The sequence below is a fragment of the Janibacter sp. DB-40 genome (genome assembly GCF_029510815.1).
GTDB lineage: Bacteria > Actinomycetota > Actinomycetes > Actinomycetales > Dermatophilaceae > Janibacter.
In genome coordinates this window covers 1147075-1167300 of record NZ_CP120360.1, presented here as the reverse complement: position 1 = coordinate 1167300, position 20226 = coordinate 1147075, and the positions used below count along the sequence as shown (strand labels likewise).

The 20226-nt window shown below is 71.9% G+C and carries 15 protein-coding genes; 2 read left to right on the top strand and 13 right to left on the bottom strand.

Features of this window, described 5'->3' with window-relative positions; genetic code table 11:
* Window position 1: 1 nt before the first annotated feature.
* Both PVE36_RS05550 and PVE36_RS05545 read right to left on the bottom strand, forming a co-directional pair.
* Window positions 2-244: a hypothetical protein gene (locus PVE36_RS05550; protein ID WP_277240119.1), complete on the bottom strand. Its 243-nt coding sequence runs from the start codon at window positions 242-244 to the stop codon at window positions 2-4.
* 463 nt (window positions 245-707) lie between these two features.
* A complete protein-coding gene (locus PVE36_RS05545; protein ID WP_277455109.1) occupies window positions 708-1973 on the bottom strand; it encodes a glutamate-5-semialdehyde dehydrogenase in 1266 nt (421 codons plus the stop codon).
* A 72-nt stretch (window positions 1974-2045) separates the two neighbouring features.
* On the opposite strand from PVE36_RS05545, the gene pdxY reads away from it, so the two are divergent.
* Together pdxY and PVE36_RS05535 are read left to right on the top strand one after the other, a co-directional pair.
* Window positions 2046-2903: a pyridoxal kinase PdxY gene (gene pdxY, locus PVE36_RS05540; protein WP_277455108.1), complete on the top strand. Its 858-nt coding sequence runs from the start codon at window positions 2046-2048 to the stop codon at window positions 2901-2903.
* Between the two features lie 24 nt (window positions 2904-2927).
* Window positions 2928-3836 carry a glycosyltransferase gene (locus PVE36_RS05535; protein WP_277455107.1) on the top strand — a complete coding sequence of 303 codons (909 nt, stop codon included), beginning with the start codon at window positions 2928-2930 and terminating at the stop codon, window positions 3834-3836.
* A gap of 6 nt (window positions 3837-3842) precedes the next feature.
* Here the strand turns inward: PVE36_RS05535 and proB are convergent, their stop codons facing one another.
* The 11 genes from proB to PVE36_RS05480 all read right to left on the bottom strand — a co-directional run bounded on the left by proB (window position 3843) and on the right by PVE36_RS05480 (window position 20225).
* On the bottom strand, window positions 3843-4967 hold the full coding sequence (proB, locus tag PVE36_RS05530; protein ID WP_277455106.1) for a glutamate 5-kinase: 1125 nt from the start codon (window positions 4965-4967) through the stop codon (window positions 3843-3845).
* A complete protein-coding gene (obgE, locus tag PVE36_RS05525; RefSeq protein ID WP_277455105.1) occupies window positions 4964-6472 on the bottom strand; it encodes a GTPase ObgE in 1509 nt (502 codons plus the stop codon). The genes proB and obgE overlap by 4 nt, the downstream gene beginning before the upstream one ends.
* Before the next feature lie 90 nt (window positions 6473-6562).
* Window positions 6563-6826, bottom strand: coding sequence for a 50S ribosomal protein L27 (rpmA, locus tag PVE36_RS05520; protein ID WP_277455103.1), 264 nt, complete (start codon window positions 6824-6826; stop codon window positions 6563-6565).
* A 25-nt stretch (window positions 6827-6851) separates the two neighbouring features.
* A complete protein-coding gene (gene rplU, locus PVE36_RS05515) occupies window positions 6852-7160 on the bottom strand; it encodes a 50S ribosomal protein L21 (RefSeq protein WP_277455100.1) in 309 nt (102 codons plus the stop codon).
* A gap of 177 nt (window positions 7161-7337) precedes the next feature.
* Complete coding sequence (locus PVE36_RS05510) at window positions 7338-10160, bottom strand: Rne/Rng family ribonuclease (protein ID WP_277455099.1); 2823 nt, start codon at window positions 10158-10160, stop codon at window positions 7338-7340.
* A gap of 165 nt (window positions 10161-10325) precedes the next feature.
* A complete protein-coding gene (locus PVE36_RS05505) occupies window positions 10326-11057 on the bottom strand; it encodes a TIGR03936 family radical SAM-associated protein (protein ID WP_277455097.1) in 732 nt (243 codons plus the stop codon).
* Between the two features lie 11 nt (window positions 11058-11068).
* Window positions 11069-13936, bottom strand: coding sequence for an FAD-binding and (Fe-S)-binding domain-containing protein (locus PVE36_RS05500; protein ID WP_277455096.1), 2868 nt, complete (start codon window positions 13934-13936; stop codon window positions 11069-11071).
* 58 nt (window positions 13937-13994) lie between these two features.
* Window positions 13995-15974 carry a TIGR03960 family B12-binding radical SAM protein gene (locus tag PVE36_RS05495; RefSeq protein ID WP_277455093.1) on the bottom strand — a complete coding sequence of 660 codons (1980 nt, stop codon included), beginning with the start codon at window positions 15972-15974 and terminating at the stop codon, window positions 13995-13997.
* Window positions 15975-16145: 171 nt separating this feature from the next.
* Window positions 16146-18002, bottom strand: a complete 1857-nt coding sequence (locus tag PVE36_RS05490) for a long-chain fatty acid--CoA ligase (protein ID WP_277455091.1) — start codon at window positions 18000-18002, stop codon at window positions 16146-16148.
* 103 nt (window positions 18003-18105) lie between these two features.
* The gene (locus PVE36_RS05485; protein WP_277455089.1) at window positions 18106-19278 is read right to left on the bottom strand and encodes an FtsW/RodA/SpoVE family cell cycle protein; all 1173 of its coding nucleotides are present in this window, start codon (window positions 19276-19278) and stop codon (window positions 18106-18108) included.
* Window positions 19275-20225, bottom strand: coding sequence for a bifunctional riboflavin kinase/FAD synthetase (locus PVE36_RS05480; protein WP_277455088.1), 951 nt, complete (start codon window positions 20223-20225; stop codon window positions 19275-19277). The genes PVE36_RS05485 and PVE36_RS05480 overlap by 4 nt, the downstream gene beginning before the upstream one ends.
* Between the last annotated feature and the right edge of the window lies 1 nt (window position 20226).

Sequence of the window (20226 nt, the reverse complement as noted above, 5' to 3'; positions counted from 1 at the left end):
CTCAGCGGTGGGCCTCGTCGTCGCCGTGGCCGTAGACGCCCTTGCCCTCGTAGGCGTGCGGGGCCCCGTGCGCCACGGTGTTCTCCCGGCGCGGCAGCTTCGTCGAGGCCTGGCGGACGGCGAAGAGGGCTCCCAGCATCATCGCGAAGACGGCCAGGGCGATCAGGCCGTAGACGAACGGCGGGACCGGGAGCTCGACGTGGGTCTCGGCCCCGGCGAGGAGGGGCAGGGCGATACTCAGCATGGCGGCCATCCTACCGGCCCGCGCGCGAGGGCCGGCGCCCCCGTCGTCACCGACCTTGTCCACCGACCTTGTCCACCGTTCCCGTCCACAGCCATGTGGACGACCACGAGGAAGCGCGATGTTCCTGTGGACACGGCTGTGTGTGGTGGCCGTTCACAGATCGTGGCCGACAACTGTTGCCACCGAGCGCCGAATCGGCGTAGAACAGTCCTCACACCGCGGTCGTGATCGCCACTTCCAGAGGGGGGTGCACGGCCAACGGACCACAGGGATAACGACGTCGGCATGCCTGCACGGGCCGCACCGTGCTGGCCCTGGCGACCGCTGCGTCGGCACCTCCTGGTCCACGTGTCACCGCGACGTCGCGGCCTCGTGCCACGACGCCGTGCTGCTGTCGCCGCAGGATCGTGGCTCGCACCCAAGCGGACGAGGGCTCTCCCGGAGGGAGGGCCCTCGTCCTGCGTCAGGCGCGGACCTGCCCGTCCCCCTCGACGATCCACTTCGTCGTCGTCAGCTCCGGCAGTGCCATCGGGCCGCGGGCGTGCAGCTTCTGCGTCGAGATGCCGATCTCCGCGCCGAAGCCGAACTCCCCACCGTCGGTGAAGCGCGTCGAGGCGTTGACGAGCACGGCGGCCGCGTCGACCTCGGCGGTCCACCGGCGGGCGGCCGCCCGGTCCTCGGTGACGATGGCCTCGGTGTGCCCCGAGCCGTGCCGGCGCACGTGCTCCATCGCCGCGTCCACGTCGTCGACGACCGCGACCGACATCTCCAGCGCCAGGTACTCGCAGTCGTGGTCCTCGTCGGTGGCCGGGAGGACCTCGACCCCCTCGGGCGCCAGCTCGACGGTGCGCTCGTCGCCGTGGAGCGTCACGCCGGCGGCCGCCAGGTCGGCGAGCGCGCGGGGCAGGAACTCCCCGGCGATGCTCGAGTGCACGAGGAGGGACTCTGCGGCGTTGCACACGCTGGGCCGGTGGGTCTTGGCGTTGAGGGTGATGGCCAGTGCCTTGTCCCGGTCGGCGCCGGCGTCGACGTAGACGTGGCAGTTGCCGACGCCCGTCTCGATCACGGGCACGGTCGACTCGGTGACGACGGCCCGGATCAGGCCCGCTCCCCCGCGCGGGATGAGCAGGTCGACCAGGCCACGGGCGGTCATCAGCGCCTTGACCGCGTCGTGGTCGCCCTCGAGCAGCTGGACGGCGTCCTGCGGCAGCCCGTGCGCGGCCAGGGCGGAGCGAAGGGCGGCGACCAGCGCGCGGTTGGTGCTCGCCGCGGCGGAGCCGCCCCGCAGGATCATCGCGTTGCCGGACTTCAGCCCGAGCCCGGCCGCGTCGACCGTGACATTGGGCCTCGCCTCGTAGATCATGCCGACGACGCCCATCGGCACGCGGACCTGGCGGATCTGCAGGCCGTTGGCCAGGGTCGAGCCGCGCACGACCTCCCCCACCGGGTCGGGCAGGGCCGCGACGTCGCGCAGGGCCTGCGCGACGGAGGCGACACGGTCGGCGTCCAGCGTCAGGCGGTCGAGGAGACCGGTGGCCATCCCCCCTTCGCGTCCCCGCGCCAGGTCCTCGCCGTTGGCGGCGACGACCTCCTCGGTGGCCGCGTCGAGCGCGTCGGCGAGGGCGAGGAGCGCCGCGTCCTTCTCCGCCCGGGTGAGCAGCGCGAGCCGGCGGGAGGCGACGCGGGCCCGCTCGGCCAGGTCACGGACGACGGAGGTGCTGTCGGTCATGCCACCAGAGTAGAAGGGATCGCTCCCCCCGCCGATGACGGTCCGGGAGGTGGGCAGTGGAAGAATGCCCGGGTGACCACGACGATCCTGTCCATCCAGTCCCACGTCGCGTACGGACACGTCGGCAACTCCGCGTCCGTCTTCCCGATGCAGCGCCTCGGTGTCGAGGTGTGGCCGGTCCACACGGTCAACTTCTCCAACCACACCGGCTACGGCGCCTGGCGCGGTCCCCTGATGGACCCGGCGGACGTCGCCGACGTCATCACCGGCATCGGCGAGCGCGATGCCCTCGGCGAGGTCGATGCGGTCCTGTCCGGCTACCAGGGCGGTGAGGGCATCGGCGCGACGATCCTCGAGGCCGTCGCCAAGGTCAAGGCCGCCAACCCCGAGGCGATCTACGCCTGCGACCCGGTCATGGGCAACGAGAAGTCCGGCTGCTTCGTCCACGAGTCGATCCCGGTGCTGCTGCGCGAGAAGGTCGCCCCGAAGGCGGACCTGATCACGCCGAACCAGTTCGAGCTGGGCTACCTGACCGACACGCAGCCGCACACGCTCGAGGAGACGCTCGCCTCGGTCGACCGGGCCCGTGAGATCGGCCCGAGCACGATCCTCGTGACCTCCGTGCTGCGACCGGACCGCCCCGAGGGCACCATCGAGATGCTCGCCTGCCACGACGACGAGGCGTGGATCGTGCAGACGCCGCACCTGCCGCTGAAGGCCAACGGCTCGGGTGACGTCACCGCCGCCCTCTTCACCAGCCACTGGGTGCGCTCGCGCTCGCTGCCCGAGGCGCTCGGCCGGACGGTCTCCTCGGTCTTCGACCTGCTGAGCACGACCCTCGACTCCGGCCGCCGTGAGCTGCAGCTCGTCCAGGCGCAGGAGGTCTACGCCGACCCGCGGATGCAGTTCGAGGTCACGCGGGTGCGCTGAGGCCCGCAGCGAGGAAGGCCGGTCGTGGACGCGGACCATGCGCTGCTGACTCGCTTCAGCGCGGTGCTGGACCCGGGCGCGCCTCCCCCCACGGAGGACTGGCTGTTCTACCGGCTCGGCTTCTTCGTCGACGCCTGCCTGCCCTCGGTCCTCTCCCAGCAGGGGGCGGCGCCCTTCACCTGGCTCGTCCTGCTCGACGACCGTTGCTCCGACGACTTCCGCGCCGAGGTCACCCGCCTGTCCGAGGGGGCCTTCACCCCCGTATGGACCCACGAGCCGTGGCGGCGGGAGACCTTCGCGCACCTGCTGCCCCCTTCGTCCCGACCGCACCTGATCACCACGCGCCTGGACAGCGACGACGCGATCGCGGTGGACTTCATGGCCCGCGTGCAGCACCAGCTGGCCGGTCAGGACCGTCTCTTCGTCAACTTCCCCCGGGGCGTGCAGATCGAGCGCTCGGGTGCGGTGCACCGCACCAACGTCCTCTCCAGCCCCTTCCTGTCCCTCATCGAGGCCCGGCGGCCGGGGCAGCCGCCGCTGACCGTCTACGCCGCCAAGCACGCCCGCGCGCGCGGGCACGCACCCCTGCGTGAGGTGGCCGCCCCCGTGATGTGGGCCCAGGTGCTGCACGGGAACAACCTGCTCAACACGTCCACGGGCGTGCGGGTGCACCCACGCCTCGTCGCCGAACGGTTCCGCCTCGACCTGGTGCACGACGCCGACATCGCCCCGGCCGCGCTGCTGCGCGGCCGCGCCCGCCAGCTCGCTCGCCTGGCGCGCCTGTGGGCCGCCCACCCCGGTGAGCTGACCAAACAGCTCGAGGCGACGGCGTGGACCCTGCGGGGCACGCACGACCGGCCGATGGCCCCGGGCGCGCCACGACTCAACGACCACCTGCTCGCGGGGGTGCAGCGCCTGCGGCGCACCCGCTGACCGTGGTCACAGGATCGCGAGGTGGTCCCGGTGGATGACCTCACGCTCGTACTGCGGGCCGATGGCAGCGGCCAGCTCCCTGGTCGAGCGGCCCATGAGGTGCGGCAGCTCGCCGGAGGTGTAGTTGACCAACCCACGGGCGACGACCACGCCGTCGGGCCCGATGACGTCGATCGGGTCGCCGTCGGTGAAGGAGCCGGTGACCCCGGTGATCCCCGCCGGCAGCAGTGAGCGGCCCCGCTCGCGAAGGGCGGTGACCGCCCCTTCGTCGATCTGCACCGAGCCGCGGGGCGAGGTCGCGTAGGCCAACCACAGCCCGCGCGAGCCGCGGGAGCGCTCCCCGGGGAGGAAGACGGTGCCGACGTCCTCCCCGTCGATCGCCTCGCAGACCTGATCGGCGGAGGTGAGGACCGTCGGGATGCACGCGGCGTGCGCGATGGTCGCCGCCTCGACCTTGGTGGTCATGCCACCCGAGCCGACGGCCGACCCGGTGCCGCTGATGGAGATCTGCGCCAGCTGTCTGGGGTCCTCCACGACGGGCACCCGCTCGGCGCCGGGGTCGTGCGGCGACGAGGTGTACAGCGCGTCGACGTCGGTGAGCAGCACGAGTGCGTCGGCGCGGATCAGCTGGGCGACGAGCGCGGCCAGCCGGTCGTTGTCGCCGAAGCGGATCTCGTCCGTGGCGACCGTGTCGTTCTCGTTGACGATCGGGACGACACCGATCCCGAGCAGCGAGTCCAGGGTGCGCCGGGCATTGGTGTAGTGGGTGCGCCGGGTGACGTCGTCGACGGTGAGCAGCACCTGGCCGATCGTGTGCCCGTGCCGGCCGAAGGCCGCGTCGTAGGCGGACAGCAGCACGCCCTGCCCGACGCTGGCCGCGGCCTGCTGGCGGGCCAGGTCACGCGGACGGGTGGCCATCCCCAGCGGGCCGATGCCGGCGGCGATCGCGCCCGAGGAGACGAGGACGACCTCGGTGCCCGCGGTGTGGCGCGCGGCGAGGGCGTTGACCAGAGCGGTCAATCGGGCGACGTCGAGCTCTCCCCCGGCAGCGCTGGTCAGGGAGGACGAGCCGACCTTGACGACGAGACGTCGCGCCTCGGCGACGACCCGGCGCGCGCGCTCGGGCTTCACTCGTCCTCGACCCAGTGGCCGGACTCCCGCTCCGCGCGCAGCTCGTCGCGCGCGGCGGTCTGGGCGTCCTTGCGGGCGTGGAACTCCTCACGACGCTCGCCGGTGGTGCGGCGGGTGTTCTCGTCCAGGCGCAGGTCCTGCCCACGGCCACCGAGCAGCTCGGCGCCACCGACGAGGGTGGGCTCCCAGTCGAAGACGACGGCGTTGTCCTCGGGCCCGATGAGCACGGTGGACCCGGCGACGGCGCCGGCCCTGGTCAGCTCCTCCTCGACGCCGGCCCGGTTGAGCCGGTCGGCGAGGTAGCCGATCGCCTCGTCGTTGGCGAAGTCGGTCTGGTGGACCCAGCGGGTGATCTTGGCGCCGATGACGCGGAAGACCTCGCCCTCGTGCGTGGTCTCCCTGCGCACGACGAAGCCGGAGTCGTCGACGGCCTTGGGCCGCAGCACGACCCGCTGCGGGCTGACATCGGTCTCGATCTGCTTGCGCGCCTCGACCACGTGGCGTGCCATGGCGAAGGTCAGCTCCTTCAGCCCCTGGTGCGCCACGGCCGAGACGATGAAGACCTCGATGCCCCGCTCCTCCAGGTCCGGCTTGACCATCTCGGCGAGCTCACGGGCCTCGGGGACGTCGGCCTTGTTGAGCACGACGATGCGGGTGCGCTCCGACAGCGGCTGGCCACCGAGCGTCTCGTCGGCGACGTAGGCCGACAGCTCCTCCTCGATGACGTCGAGGTCGGTCATCGGGTCGCGGCCCGGCTCGAGGGTCGCGCAGTCGATGACGTGGACGAGCACCGAGCACCGCTCGACGTGGCGCAGGAACTCCAGGCCGAGGCCACGCCCTTCGCTAGCCCCCGGGATGAGGCCGGGCACGTCGGCGACGGTGTAGCGCACGTCGCCGGCCGTGACGACGCCGAGGTTGGGCACGAGCGTGGTGAAGGGGTAGTCGGCGATCTTCGGCTTGGCCGCCGAGAGCACGGAGACGAGCGAGGACTTGCCGGCGCTCGGGAAGCCGATGAGGGCGACGTCCGCGAGCGACTTCAGCTCCAGCACGACGTCGGTGGCCTCGCCCGGCTCGCCGAGCAGCGCGAAACCGGGTGCCTTGCGTCGGCGGCTGGCCAGCGCACGGTTGCCCAGGCCACCGCGTCCGCCCGTGGCCACGACGAAGCGCGCCCCGGGACCGACGAGGTCGACGAGCACGTCGCCCCGGCTGTCGGTCACGACGGTGCCCTCGGGCACGGGCAGGACGAGGTCCTCGCCGTTGGCGCCGTTCTTCTCGTCACCGGCACCGGGGGCACCGTTGCTCGCGCGACGGTGCGGGCTGCGGTGGTAGTCGAGGAGGGTCGTCACCTGCGGGTCGACGACGAGCACGACGTCACCGCCGTGACCGCCGTTGCCGCCGTCCGGTCCACCGAGCGGCTTGAACTTCTCGCGGTGGACGGAGGCGACACCGTGACCACCCTTGCCGGCCTCGACATGCAGGGTGACCCGGTCTACGAAGGTCGTCACGACCTCACCTCTTCTACTTCTGGCTGGATGGGACGACGAAGGGGGCAGGTCGACAGGACCCGCCCCCTTCGTCTCACGCAGTGTGTCGCGTCAGCCGGCGGAACCAGCCGGGACGATGCTCACGGTCTTGCGACCGCGCTTGGAGCCGAACTGCACCTCGCCGTCGGCGAGGGCGAACAGCGTGTCGTCACCGCCGCGACCGACGTTGTCGCCGGGGTGGAAGTGGGTGCCGCGCTGGCGGACGATGATCTGGCCGGTGCCGATGACCTCGCCACCGTAGCGCTTCACACCGAGGCGCTGGGAGTTGGAGTCGCGACCGTTCTTGGTCGAGGACACGCCCTTCTTGGATGCCATGTCAGTGGTTCCTCTCTTGGAAGGCTCAGGCCTTGATGTCGGTGATCTTCAGCTGGGTCAGCGGCTGACGGTGACCCTGGCGACGGCGGTAACCGGTCTTGTTCTTGTACCGGGTGATGACGATCTTCGGACCCTTGGCGGCCCCGACGACCTCGGCGGTCACGCTGACCTTGGCCAGCGCGTCGGCGTCGGAGGTGACGGTGGAGCCGTCGACGACGAGGATCGGCTTCAGGTCGACGCTGTCACCGGCGTTGCCCTTGATCGAGTTGATGGTGATGGTGTCGCCGACGGAGACCTTCTCCTGGCGGCCACCTGCGCGAACGATCGCGTACATCAGTGGGAACTCACTTTCGTTTCCGGCGCACTCGCTCTGGTCTGACCGGCAGACAGTCCTCACGCCCGAGGGCACGAAGCGTCCACGCGGTGGGCGCACCAAGGGTAGAGACTACCGTCGAGGGACCTGCCGCCGCAAAACGCGACTGCGCGCTCCGGCAGGGCCCTCGACGGCGGGTCAGTCCGTGGCCTCGGGCGCCGGCGGCCCCGCCTGGGCGGTGACGCGCTTGCGCTTGCGACGCGGCGGCGTGGCCGGCTCGGCCGGGGGGTCGGCGACGGGGGTCGTGGGGGCGTCCCCGCTCTCCCCCGCGATCTGCGTCAACGGTGCGCTCGCGGTGGCCGCGGGTGCGGTCAGGTCCACCGGCTCGAGGGTCACCGGGGCCCCCGCGCTGGAGGCCGCGCGGCGACCGGCGCGACGCCGGGCCGGCTTCTTCTCCGGCTCGGGCTCGGGCTCGGGCTCGGGCTCGGGGGCAGCCTCGGGGGTTGCCTCCACGACCGCCGGCTCGGGGGCGGGCGCCTCGGGCTCGGGCTCGGGCGCCTCGCCCTTCTTCGGCTCCTCCGGCTCCAGTGCGGGGGTCCTCGCCCCCGGGTCGCCGACAGCGACGTCCTCGCCGGCACCGGGCTCGGCGATGCTCTTGACCGCGGCCGCGTGGGCAGCGGCCGCGATCTGGGCCGCGGTGCGCCCGTTGGCGTCCTTCTCCTCCTCGGGCGCGGCCTTCGGCTGCGAGTCCTTGTCGCTGCCGCCCTTGCCGCGGCCCCGGCGGGACTTGCCGCCGCCACCGCTGCCGGAGCCACCGCCGCCGTTGCCGCCGTGGTCGTGGGCCACCGGCTCGTTGTGGACGATGATGCCGCGGCCGTTGCAGGCCTCGCAGTTCTCGGAGAAGACGTCGATGAGGCCGGAACCGACCCGCTTGCGCGTCATCTGGACCAGGCCGAGCGAGGTGACCTCGGCGACCTGGTGCTTGGTGCGGTCGCGCCCCAGGCACTCCAGCAGGCGCCGGACGACGAGGTCACGGTTGGCCTCCAGGACCATGTCGATGAAGTCGACGACGATGATGCCGCCGATGTCACGCAGCCGCAGCTGCCGCACGATCTCCTCGGCGGCCTCCAGGTTGTTCTTCGTCACCGTCTCCTCGAGGTTGCCCCCGGAGCCGGTGAACTTGCCGGTGTTGACGTCGACGACGGTCATCGCCTCGGTGCGGTCGATGACGAGCGAACCACCCGAGGGCAGCCAGACCTTGCGGTCCATCGCCTTGGCGATCCCCTCGTCGATGCGGTGCTCGGCGAAGACGTCCCGGTCGCCGGTCCACCTCTCGAGGCGGTCGGCCAGGTCGGGAGCGACGTCGTCGACGTAGCGCTTGATCTCCTCCCACGCACCGTCGCCGGAGACGACCATCTTCGCGAAGTCCTCGTTGAAGATGTCGCGGATGACGCGCACGGTCATGTCCGGCTCGGCGTGCAGGAGCGTCGGGGCGCCGCCCGCGGAGGTCTTCTTGCCCTTCTTGGCCTCGGCCTTGTCACTGATCCTCGACCAGGCCTTCGTCAGGCGCTCGACGTCGGCGGTCAGCTCCTGCTCGGAGGCCCCCTCGGCGGCGGTGCGCACGATGACGCCGGAGCTGTCCGGGACCACCTGCTTGAGGATGGACTTCAGGCGTGAGCGCTCGGTGTCGGGCAGCTTGCGGGAGATGCCGGTCATGTTGCCCTCGGGCACGTAGACCAGGTAGCGCCCGGGCAGGGAGACCTGCGAGGTCAGTCGCGCGCCCTTGTGGCCGATCGGGTCCTTCGTCACCTGGACGAGGACCGAGTCGCCGGAGGAGAGGGCGTTCTCGATGCGCCGCGCCTGGCCGTTGCCGACACCCTGGGCGTCCCAGTTGACCTCACCGGCGTAGAGCACGGCGTTACGGCCCTTGCCGATGTCGATGAAGGCGGCCTCCATGCTCGGCAGGACGTTCTGCACGCGGCCGAGGTAGACATTGCCGACCATCGTCGAGGTCGTCTCCCGGGAGACGTAGTGCTCGACGAGCACGCCGTCCTCGAGCACGCCGATCTGGGTGCGGTCATCCTGCTGGCGCACGACCATGACCCGCTCGACGCTCTCGCGGCGGGCGAGGAACTCCGCCTCGGTGATGACCGTGCGGCGCCGACCGGCCTCGCGGCCCTCGCGGCGACGCTGCTTCTTCGCCTCCAGGCGGGTGCTGCCCTTGATCGCCTGCGGCTCGGTGCGGCGCGACTCGCGCACCTTGGTCACGGTCCCGGGCGGGTCGTCCTGACCTGAGTTGCCCCCACCGTTGCCGCCGCCGTTGCCACCACCACTGCCGCCGCCACCACGGCGGCGACGGCGCCGACGACGCGAGCTGCCCGAGGACTGGTCCTCGTCACCGGAGTCGCTGTCGGAGTCGTCGTCGTTGTCGTTGTCGTTGCCGTCATCGCCGGAGTCGGACGAGCGCTCGTCCTGCCCCGAGGAGCCGTTACCGCGGCCGCGACCCCGGCCGCGCCCGCGGCTGCGTCCACCCGAGGACTTCTGCTCGTCGTCGTCCCCGTCGTCGGAGGAGTCCTTCGAGGACTCCTTCGAGGACTCCTTCGAGGACTTCTTCGACGAGTCCTTGGACGAGCTCTGTGAGGAGCCCGACCCGCTCGGGCCGTCGTCGTCGGAGTCGGCGCCGTCGGAGGAGTCGGAGGAGCGATTGCGCCCGCGCCCACCACGGCGACGACGCCGGTTGCGACCCCCTTCGCCCTGCTGGTTGTCCGAGTCGTCACCCTGCTGGGAGTCGCTCTCGGAGTCCCCGGACGAGTCCCGCTCGTCGTCCTCGTCCTCGTCGTCGTACGGCTCCGGGTCGCGCTGGCGACGGGGCGGGGCGGCGACGGGCGTGGGCGGCTGGAAGAGGAGCCCGAAGCCCGGTGCGGCGGCGGGCGCCTGCTCCGGGGTCTGCTCGTCCTCGGTCTGGTCGACCCGGGTCGATTCCTCGGTGGGATTCTCGACGTTCTCGTTCTCGGGAGCCATGCGGCACCTCCAGCGCCGGCGACCCTGCCCCACACCGGCACCTCGCAGGGTGCGACCAGGCCGCTGGCGCGGCGTTCGCGGGCTCAGGTGGCCCGCGGAAGCAAGTCCGTGTTACCTCGAGGTGGCTCGCGCCGTGCGCGGCACCCCCACGGGGCCGACGGCGACTCAGTCGGTGGCCAGTGGATCGGCCACGCTCTCGGTCTCGCTGCTCCAGATCCCCTGCGCCAACCGGGTCGCGATCGGCGACCGCGGCGGCGCGAACGAGGTGGCAGCGGTGATCGCGCTGAGGACGTCGTCGGGGCGTACGGCAGGTGTGGTGTGCCGCACGACCATCTTCAGTATCGCACAGCCGTCCTCGGCGACCCCGGTACGCGCCCACTCGACCGGCCCGCGCGCGTCGTAGGACTTCATCCCCCTCTTGAACATCCGCTCGACCTCGATGCGCTCCTCGGCGAGGAATCCGGCGACCGCCGTCTCCAGCTCCGCCGGCTCCACGCCCGGGAAGCGCAGCTCCCAGCGACTGGCCTGCAGCCGGTCCGCGAGCGAACCCGGGCGCGCCTCGACGACCGTGACGATGTCCAGGCCCTCGGGCAGCGCCTCGTCCAGGGCCGCGGCCACGGCGGCAGGGTCGACCTGCTCGGTCACCGAGATCTCGAAGTACTCCGCCTCGCTCGCCGCCCCCGTGGGGGCACCGTTGGCGTAGGAGATCTTCGGGTGCGGGTGGAACCCGGCCGAGTAGGCCATCGGCACCCCGGAGCGGCGCAGCGCCCGCTCCAGCGCCCGACCGAAGTCACGGGTCGAGGAGTAGCGCAGCCGCCCGCGCCGGGCGTACTGGATGCGCAGCTTCTGGACCGGCGGCTGCGGGGGCGGCCCCTCGGGGGTGCGTTGCTTGGCCATGGGCGTCAAGCCTATGCGTCGCGCGAGAGGAGCTCGACCAGGTGCACGCCCTCGCGCTCGGACAGGTCCGCGATCTGCGTCTGGCAGGAGAAGCCGTCCGCGAGGAGGACCGTGTCGGTGCCCGCCTGCCGGATCGCCGGGAGCAGCTGCAGCTCGGCCACCTGGACCGAGACGTCGTAGTGCCCGAGCTCGACCCCGAAGTTGCCCGCCAGCCCGCAGCAGCCGCCCAGTCGGGTCACCGTGGCGCCGGTGCGCGCCAGCAGCGCCTCGTCGGCGCTCCAGCTCATCACCGCGTGCTGGTGGCAGTGCGGCTGGGCGACGACCTCGGTCCCGGTGAGGTCGGGCGCGCTCCACCGGCCCTCGTCGATGGCGGTGCCGAGCAGCTCGGCGACCGTGCGCACGTTGGTGGAGACCGTGCGGGCCGCGGCAGAGTCGACGAGTCGCGGGAGGTCGTGGCGCAGGGCGGCCGTGCAGCTCGGCTCCATCCCGAGCACCGGGATGCCGGCGTGCGTCGCCGGGGCGAGCACCCGCGCGGCGTCGTCCAGCGTGGACTTCGCCGCGTCGAGCTGACCGGTGGAGATCAGCGTCAGGCCGCAGCACATCGCCTCCGCCGGGACGAAGGGGGAGAACCCCGCCTCCCGCAGGACCGCCACCGTCGCGCGGCCGACGTGCGGTGAGAAGTGGTCGGTGAAGGAGTCGACGAAGAGCGCGACCGGGTGGTCAGCGCGGGCCATCTGCGGGGCGGAGGCGATCATCCCTTCGCGCCGGGCCCAGGTGCGGAAGGTCTCCGGCGCGAAGGTCGGCAGGTTGCGCCGCGGGTCCACGCCGGCCGCCGGCAGGGTGAGCTTCTTCAGCCCCGGCAGCGAGGTCATCGCGTTGACCAGCCGCGGTGCGCGCGAGGCGATCCGGGCCAGCTGCGGCAGCCGGCCGAGCGAGTAGTGGCTGCGCGGCCGGAGGCGACCCTTCCACGTCTGGTGCAGCGCCTCGGACTTGTAGGTGGCCATGTCGACACCGGTCGGGCAGTCGCTGGCGCACCCCTTGCAGGACAGGCACAGGTCGAGGGCCTCGTGGACCTCCGGGGAGCGCCAACCGCCGGTGACCGTCGTGCCGTTGAGCATCTCCTGCAGGGCCCGGGCGCGGCCGCGGGTGGAGTCCTTCTCCTCCCCCGTCGCCTGGTAGCTCGGGCACATGACCGTCGTCGACGTCCCCGCGGCGCGGCACTTGCCGACGCCGGTGCAGCGGTGGACGGCCTGGCTGAAGTCGCCGCCGTCCTCCGGGTAGCCGAAGGCCAGCGGCACGGCCACCTTGTGCGCGGCGGGGATGCGCAGGTCGGCCTCGGCCGGTGCCGGGTCGACGAGCACGCCGGGGTTGAGCAGGTTCGTCGGGTCGAAGGCGTGCTTGACCGCACCGAACAGGGCGATCGTCTCCGGCCCGTACATCCGCGGCAGCAGCGCCGAGCGGGCACGGCCGTCCCCGTGCTCCCCCGACAGCGACCCGCCGTGGGCCGCGACGAGGTCGGCGGCCTCCTCCACGAGCGAGCGGTAGCGCTCCTGCGCGCCGGGGGTGTCGAGCTCGATGTCGAGGCGGATGTGCAGGCAGCCGTCCCCGAAGTGGCCGTAGGGCAGGCCCTGGACGTCGTGCTCCTCGAGGAGGTCGTCGAAGGCGCGCAGGTAGTCCCCCAGCCTCGCCGGCGGCACGGCCGCGTCCTCCCACCCCGCGTGGGCGGGACGGTCGCGCTGCGAGCGCGCGGACAGGCCGGCGCCGTCCTCGCGGATCCTCCACAGCGAGCGGGCCTGGGCGGGGTCGGTCACGACGCGGGCGTCGAGCGAGTCGATCTCCCGGCAGATGCGCTCGGCGGACGCGACCGCGTCGGCCGTGGTCTCCCCCGGGACCTCGACGAGCATCCAGGCGGCGCCCCGTGGCAGGTCCGGGACGGCCTGCGGCCCGCGCCGGACGCGCACGACGTCGACGATGCGGGAGTCGATGCCCTCGGCGGCGACCGCTCCGAGTCCCTTGAGCAGGTGGGCGACGTCGCCCGCAGCGTAGATGTCGGGGAAGCCGAGGACGGCCAGCGCGGTGGCCGGCGGGTCGCTGACGAGCCGCACCCGGGCGTGGGTGGCCATCGCGAGCGTGCCCTCGGAGCCGACGAGCATGCGACCGATGTCCAGGCCGCGCTCGGGCGCGAGGTGCTCGAGGGCGTAGCCGGAGACCTGCCGCCCGAAGGTGCCGAACTCGGTGCGGATCGTCTCCAGGTGGGCGTCACGCAGCTCGGTCAGCCGGGTCACCAGGGCGTCGTCACCGGTGAGCGAAGGGGGTCCCCCCGCTACTCCCGTGGTCGCCGTCAGGTGCGATCCCGCCGCGGTGAGCAGGTCCATGGCCAGGATGTTGTCGCTCGTGCGGCCGTAGCCGAGGGCGCGGTTGCCGCAGGCGTTGTTGCCGATCATGCCCCCGACGGTGCACCGGGAGTGGCTGCTCGGGTCGGGGCCGAAACGCAGCCCGACGCGCCGGGCCTCGGCCTGCAGGGTGGCGTGGACGGCGCCGGACTCCACCAGGGCCGAGCCGTCGCCGGCATCGTCCACGTCGACCTCGAGGACGCGGTTCATGTACCGCGAGGTGTCGACGACGATGCCCGGGCCGACGGCGTTGCCCGCGCACGAGGTCCCGCCGCCACGGGCGGTCAGCGGGACGCCCAGGTCACGGGCGACGGCGAGCGTCGCCTCGATCTCGCCCGTCTCCCGCGGGAGGACGACGGCTCGCGGGGGCACCCGGTACAGCGACGCGTCGGTGGAGTACATCCCCACCGTCAGCGCGTCGGTGCGGGCATCGGCGACCCCGGCGCGACGAAGGGCCTCGGTGATCTCGTGGGTCGACGCGGTCATGAGGCGATTGTCCCCCTTCGCCCGCCTCCCGTGGAGGGGTGTCCCGAGGCTCGGCGCGTCAGGAGCGCACCATCGACTCCTTGCCGGAGCCGAGGACGGTCAGCGGCAGCAGCTGCTTGCCCGTGGGGCCGATCTCGATGTCGGTGCCCATCTGCGGGCAGACACCGCAGTCGAAGCACGGGGTCCAGCGGCAGTCCTCGACCTCGGTCTCGTCGAGGGCGTCCAGCCAGTCCTGCCAGAGCCACTCCTTGTCCAGCCCGGAGTCGATGTGGTCCCAGGGCAGGACCTCGGCCTCCTCGCGCTCACGGGTGGTGAACCAGTCGACGTCGACGCCGGTGCCCTCGAAGGCCTTCTCCGCCGCGGCCATCCAGCGGTCGTAGGAGAAGTACTCGCTCCAGCCGTCGAAGCGACCACCGTCGCGCCACACCTGCTCGATGACCCGACCGACGCGGCGGTCACCGCGCGAGAGCAGCCCCTCGACGATGCCCGGCCGGCCGTCGTGGTAGCGGAACCCGATGGAGCGGCCGTAGCGCTTGTCGGCGCGGATCGCGTCGCGCAGCTTGTGCAGGCGCTCGTCGGTCTGCTCGGCGCCCAGCTGCGGCGACCACTGGAAGGGGGTGTGCGGCTTGGGCACGAAGCCACCGATGGAGACGGTGCAGCGGATGTCGTTGTGGCCGGCGACCTCGCGGCCGGTCTCGATGACGCGCTTGGCGACCTCGGCGATCTGCAGGACGTCCTCGTCGGTCTCCGTGGGCAGGCCGCACATGAAGTAGAGCTTCACCTGGCGCCAGCCCGCCCCGTACGCGGCGGAGACCGTGCGGATGAGGTCCTCCTCGGTGACCATCTTGTTGATCACCTTGCGGATGCGCTCCGAGCCGCCCTCGGGCGCGAAGGTCAGCCCGGACCGGCGACCGTTGCGGGTCAGCTCGTTGGCCAGGTCGATGTTGAAGGCGTCCACGCGCGTGCTCGGCAGCGACAGACCGGTGTTGGTGCCCTCGTAGCGGTCGGCGAGCCCCTTCGCCACGTCGCCGATCTCGGAGTGGTCGGCGCTGGAGAGCGAGAGCAGGCCCACCTCCTCGAAGCCGGTGGCCTGCAGACCCTGCTCGACCATCTCGCCGATACCGGTGATCGAGCGCTCGCGCACCGGTCGGGTGATCATGCCCGCCTGGCAGAAGCGGCAGCCGCGGGTGCAGCCGCGGAAGATCTCCACGCTCATCCGCTCGTGGACCGACTCCGCGAGCGGCACGAGGGGCTGCTTCGGGTACGGCCACTCGTCCAGGTCCATGACCGTGTGCTTGTCCACGCGCCACGGCACGCCCGACTCGGTCGGCACCACGCGCTGGATGCGCCCGTCGGGCAGGTAGTCGACGTCGTAGAAGGCGGGCACGTAGACGCCGCCGGTCGCGGCGAGACGACGCAGCACCTCGACCCGGCCACCGGGACGGCCCTGCGCCTTCCACTCTCCGATGATGTCGGTCGCGGCGAGCACGGCCTCCTCGCCGTCGCCGACGATCGCGGCGTCGACGAAGTCGGCCACCGGCTCGGGGTTGAAGGAGGCGTGGCCACCCATGATGACCAGCGGGTGCTCGTCGGTGCGCTCGCTGCTGTGCAGGGGGATGCCCGCGAGGTCCAGGGCGGTGAGCATGTTGGTGTAGCCGAGCTCGGTGGAGAAGCTCAGGCCGAAGACGTCGAAGTCACCCACCGGGCGGTGCCCGTCGACGGTGAACTGCGGCAGGCCGTGCTCCCGCAGGAGGGCCTCCATGTCGGGCCAGACGGCGTAGGTGCGCTCCGCGAGCGCGTCCGGGCGCTCGTTGAGCACCTCGTAGAGGATCATCACGCCCTGGTTGGGGACGCCGACCTCGTAGGCGTCGGGGTACATCAGGGCCCAGCGCACGGTCAGCTCCTCGCCCCCGGGCCCGTGACCGCCGACCTGCCACTCCTTGACCGTGGAGTTCAGCTCGCCGCCGACGTACTGGATGGGCTTGCTGACCTTCTCGAGCAGGGGCTCGAGGGCAGGGAAGATCGTCTCACCGCTCATGGGCCAAGGGTACGGGGGCTGGCCACCCCCTCCCAAAGTCCTGACGAGATCGGGGTTGGGGCCCCGAGTCGAGGTCGCCACCCTGACGAGGCCCGGCGCCGCCCCTTGGTCGTTCGTTCCTCACTCCCTGAGTCGGGGCGACCCCGACCTCGTCCGGGTGGCTACGTCGCGTCAGCTCGGGTACATCTCCTCGATGTCCCCCCTGAACTTGTCGGCGACGACCTTGCGGCGCATCTTCAGGCTCGGGGTGAGCTCGCCGTCCTCGACGGTGAGGTCGCGGCCGAGGATGTGGAACTTCTTGATCTGCTCGTGCCGGTTGAGGCCGGCGTTGAGCTCGTCGACGTAGGACTGGACCATCTCGCGCGCCTGCAGCGAGGAGACGATCTCGGTGTAGCTCGCGTCGCCGAGGCCGTTGGCCTCCGCCCAGGGCCGGATGGCCTCCTCGTCGAGGGTGACCAGCGCGGTGACGAACTGCCGCGACTCGCCGTGGACGAGCAGCTGGCCCACGTAGGGGCACAGGCCCTTGAAGGTCGACTCGATGAGCGAGGGCGCCACGTACTTGCCGTTGCTCGTCTTGAACAGGTCCTTCTTGCGGTCGGTGATCTTGACGAAGCCGCGCTCGTCGATCTCGCCGATGTCGCCGGTGTGGAACCAACCGTCCTCCGTGAGCACCTCGGCCGTCGCCTCGGGGTTGTCGTGGTACCCCTCCATGACGTGCTCGCCGCGGACGAGCAGCTCCCCGTCCTCGGCGACCTTGATCTCCGACTGGGGGGTGGGCCAGCCGACGGACCCGACCCGCAGGGCGTAGGGCCGGTTGACCGTCGCCGCGGCCGAGGTCTCGGTGAGGCCGTAGCCCTCGAGGATCTGCAGGCCGGCGCCGTTGAACCAGTGCGCGATGTCCTGGTTGAGCGCGGCCGAGCCGGAGATGAAGAAGCGGATCCGGCCGCCGAACCGCTCCCGCACCTTGGCGAAGACGAGCTTGTCGGCGATGGAGTGCTTCAGGCGCAGGACCAACCCGGGCTTGCGGTCCTCGGACAGGGCACGGGAGTACTCCCGGGCCGTCCGGGAGGCGAAGTCGAAGATCTTGGCCTTCGCTCCCCCTTCCTCCTCCATGCCCAGCGAGATCTTGGCGTAGACCTTCTCGAAGATGCGCGGTGCCGCCGCCATGAAGGTCGGGCGGACCTCACCGAGGTTGTCGACGATCTTGTCGATGCGCCCGTCGACGGCGGTCTGCATGCCGACATCGGTGGCGATGAGCAGGAGCACCTTGGCGAAGACGTGGGACAGGGGCAGCCAGAGGTAGTGCACGTCCTCCGGGGTGAGCATGCCGTTCGCCCGGATGGCCGCGCCCTGGTAGGTCCACGTCCGGTGCTGCAGGCGCACCCCCTTCGGCCGCCCGGTGGTGCCCGAGGTGTAGATGATCGTCGCGAGCGAGTCGGGTCCGGTGCCGTCGATCCGGGCGTCGACGAGCCCCGGCTCCGCCGCGAGGCGAGCCGCGCCGCGCTCCTCGAGGTCGGCGAAGGTGAGCACCCAGTCATCCAGCTCGACACCCTCGGGGTCGATGACCACGACATGGGTCACACCCGGGATCGCGTCGCGGACCTCGCGGATCTTGCCGACCTGCTCCGCGTCCTCGGCGATGACCACCTTGGAGCCGGAGTTGTCGAGGATGAAGGCGACGTCGTCGCTGATCGACGTCGGGTAGATCGTCGTCGTCGCCGCGCCCGCGGCCATGATCGCGTAATCACTCAGCACCCACTCGATCCGGGTGCTCGAGGCGAGGGATACGCGGTCCTCGGGCTGGACGCCGAGGTCGACGAGGCCGGCGGCGAGCGACCAGACCCGGTCCCCGAGCTGTGCCCAGGTCAACTCGTCCCAGGCGATGCCCGCCGGGAAGGAGTAGGCAGTGCTCTCGGGGGTGTCGGCGATGCGCTGCCGCAGCAGGTGACCCACACTCGGTGCGCGGTCCTCGAACACACTGGCGTCGAAGTGCTCGTCGGCGGGGGTGCGGGGGATGGTGTCAGGCACGGTGGCCACTCCTTTGTGGGCGTTCGGTGAGCGCATCATGACCCACCGGTACGTCGATTGTCACCCACCTGTCCACATGTTCACCCATTGGTGACCCCGGCGGTCAGGCCGGACGCTGGTGCACCAGATCCCTTGTGCGCGTGTGTTGCCCGGGTCGACCCCGGTGCTCGGTCGTGACCGCGATCACGATGCCGACCGCCGCCCAGCAGGCGAACATCGACGACCCTCCGTAGGAGAGGAAGGGCAGGGGCAGTCCCGTCACCGGGAGGAGGCCCAGGTTCATCCCGATGTTCTCCACCGACTGCACGGCGAACCACGCCGCGACACCCCAGCAGACGAGCTGGACGAAGGGGTCGACGCTGCGGGTGCCCGCGAGCGCGATCCGGGCCACGACGAGGCCGAGGAGGCCGATGACGAAGGCGGCGCCGACGAAGCCGAGCTCCTCGCCCGCCACCGAGAAGATGAAGTCGGTCTCCTGGAAGGGGATGGCGCCCGCGCTCGTCAGCTCGCCCGAGTGCAGGCCCTGTCCGCCCCAGCCGCCCTCGGAGATCGCGGCCCGCACCTGCCGGGTCTGGTACCCGATCCCCTGCGGATCCGTCCCCTGGTCGAGGAAGGCGGTGAGCCGGTCGCGCTGGTACGGGCTGAGCACGGGCGTGGTGAACGCCGTCACCACGGCGGCGACACCGGCGACGAGGACGGCGAGCAGCCACGGCCACGCGGCCCCGGAGATGACGAGCACACCGAGCGCGAGCGCCACGAGCACCAGGGCCGACCCGAGGTCCGGCTGGGCCATGACGAGCAGGACCGGGACCCCGGTGACCAGCCCCGCGAGGAGGATCTCGCGCGGGCGGGGGCGTTGGCGCCGTTCGGCGGCGGGGGCGAGCAGCATCGGCAGGGCGACGCACAGCCCGACCTTCGCCAGCTCGCTGGGCTGGAGGGAGAAGCCCCCCGGCACCCGGATCCACGAGCGCGAGCCGTTGACCTCCACGCCGAGGGGGGTGAGCACGAGGACGAGCCCGAGGATGCCCGCGAGGTAGACCACCGGCGCCAGGGCGCGCAGCATCGAGCGGTCCAACCGGACGGCGACGAGGGCGATGGCCACCCCGATGGCGAGGTTGAGCAGATGCCGCACGAGGTAGGCCGAGCCGACCTCGGCCCGCGTCGCGGAGTGCACCAGCAGGGCCCCCAGGCCCGAGGCGGTCAGCGCGGCCGCGACGAGCACGAGGTCGGAGCGCAGCAGACCGGCGAGGTCCCAGCCGCGCCTCCGCGCGGTCACGGCGCCAGGATCGCCCGTGTCGTGTCGACGTCCCGGGCCATGGCCTCGAGCAGCTCGTCGATCGAGTCGAAGCGCAGGGTCGGGCGCACGTGGCCGACGAAGTCGACGGCGACCAGCTCGCCGTAGAGGTCGAGGTCCGTGCGGTCGAGGACGTAGGACTCGACGACGCGCACCTGCCCGTCGAAGGTCGGGTTGGTGCCCACCGAGATCGCGGCGGGCAGGCGCCGGTCCGCGCTCCCCTCGGGCAGGTCGAGGCGGGTGAGCCAGCCGGCGTAGACGCCGTCGCTCGGCACGAGGCCGAGGGTGTCGCTGCCGAGGTTCGCGGTCGGGTAGCCGAGGTCGCGGCCGCGGTGGTGGCCGTGCACGACCGTCCCGACGACCCGGTGCGGACGGTCGAGGATCTCGGCGGCGGCCTCCACCTCACCAGCGGCCAGGTGGGTGCGCACCGCGGACGAGGACCAGCGCTCGTCGTCGCCCTGGTCCTCGATGACGACCACGTCGAAGCCGTGCTGCTCCCCGAGCTCGCGGATCAGCGAGACGTCCCCGGTGTAGCCGGCGCCGAAGCCCTTGGTGTCGGCCCCGACGACGAGGGCAGCGGCGCCGAGACCGGTGACGAAGGTGTCGACGACGTAGTCGACGGCGGAGGTCTGGGCGAACTCCGCGGTGAAGGGCAGGACGAGCACCCCGTCGATGCCCGCCTGCCGCAGGAAGTCGTCGCGCAGACTGCCCGGGGCGATCAGCTCGGGCGCGCGCTCGGGGTGCATCACCTCGACGGGGTGGGGGTCGAAGGTGACGACGACGACCGGCAGCTCGCGCTCGCGGCCCTGGCGGACCAGCTCGTCGAGGATCGCGCGGTGACCGCGGTGCACCCCGTCGAAGTTGCCGAAGGTCGCCACGCACGGCTTCAGCTGCGACGGGGTGTCACTCGGGGATGTCCATTGCTGCACG

Coding starts and splice junctions, on each gene's coding strand:
- PVE36_RS05550 (WP_277240119.1), bottom strand. CDS start 244: ATGCTGAGTATCGCCCTGCCCCTCCTCGCCGGGGCCGAGACCCACGTC.
- PVE36_RS05545 (WP_277455109.1), bottom strand. CDS start 1,973: ATGACCGACAGCACCTCCGTCGTCCGTGACCTGGCCGAGCGGGCCCGC.
- rpmA (WP_277455103.1), bottom strand. CDS start 6,826: ATGGCATCCAAGAAGGGCGTGTCCTCGACCAAGAACGGTCGCGACTCC.
- rplU (WP_277455100.1), bottom strand. CDS start 7,160: ATGTACGCGATCGTTCGCGCAGGTGGCCGCCAGGAGAAGGTCTCCGTC.
- PVE36_RS05510 (WP_277455099.1), bottom strand. CDS start 10,160: ATGGCTCCCGAGAACGAGAACGTCGAGAATCCCACCGAGGAATCGACC.
- PVE36_RS05505 (WP_277455097.1), bottom strand. CDS start 11,057: ATGGCCAAGCAACGCACCCCCGAGGGGCCGCCCCCGCAGCCGCCGGTC.
- PVE36_RS05500 (WP_277455096.1), bottom strand. CDS start 13,936: ATGACCGCGTCGACCCACGAGATCACCGAGGCCCTTCGTCGCGCCGGG.
- PVE36_RS05495 (WP_277455093.1), bottom strand. CDS start 15,974: ATGAGCGGTGAGACGATCTTCCCTGCCCTCGAGCCCCTGCTCGAGAAG.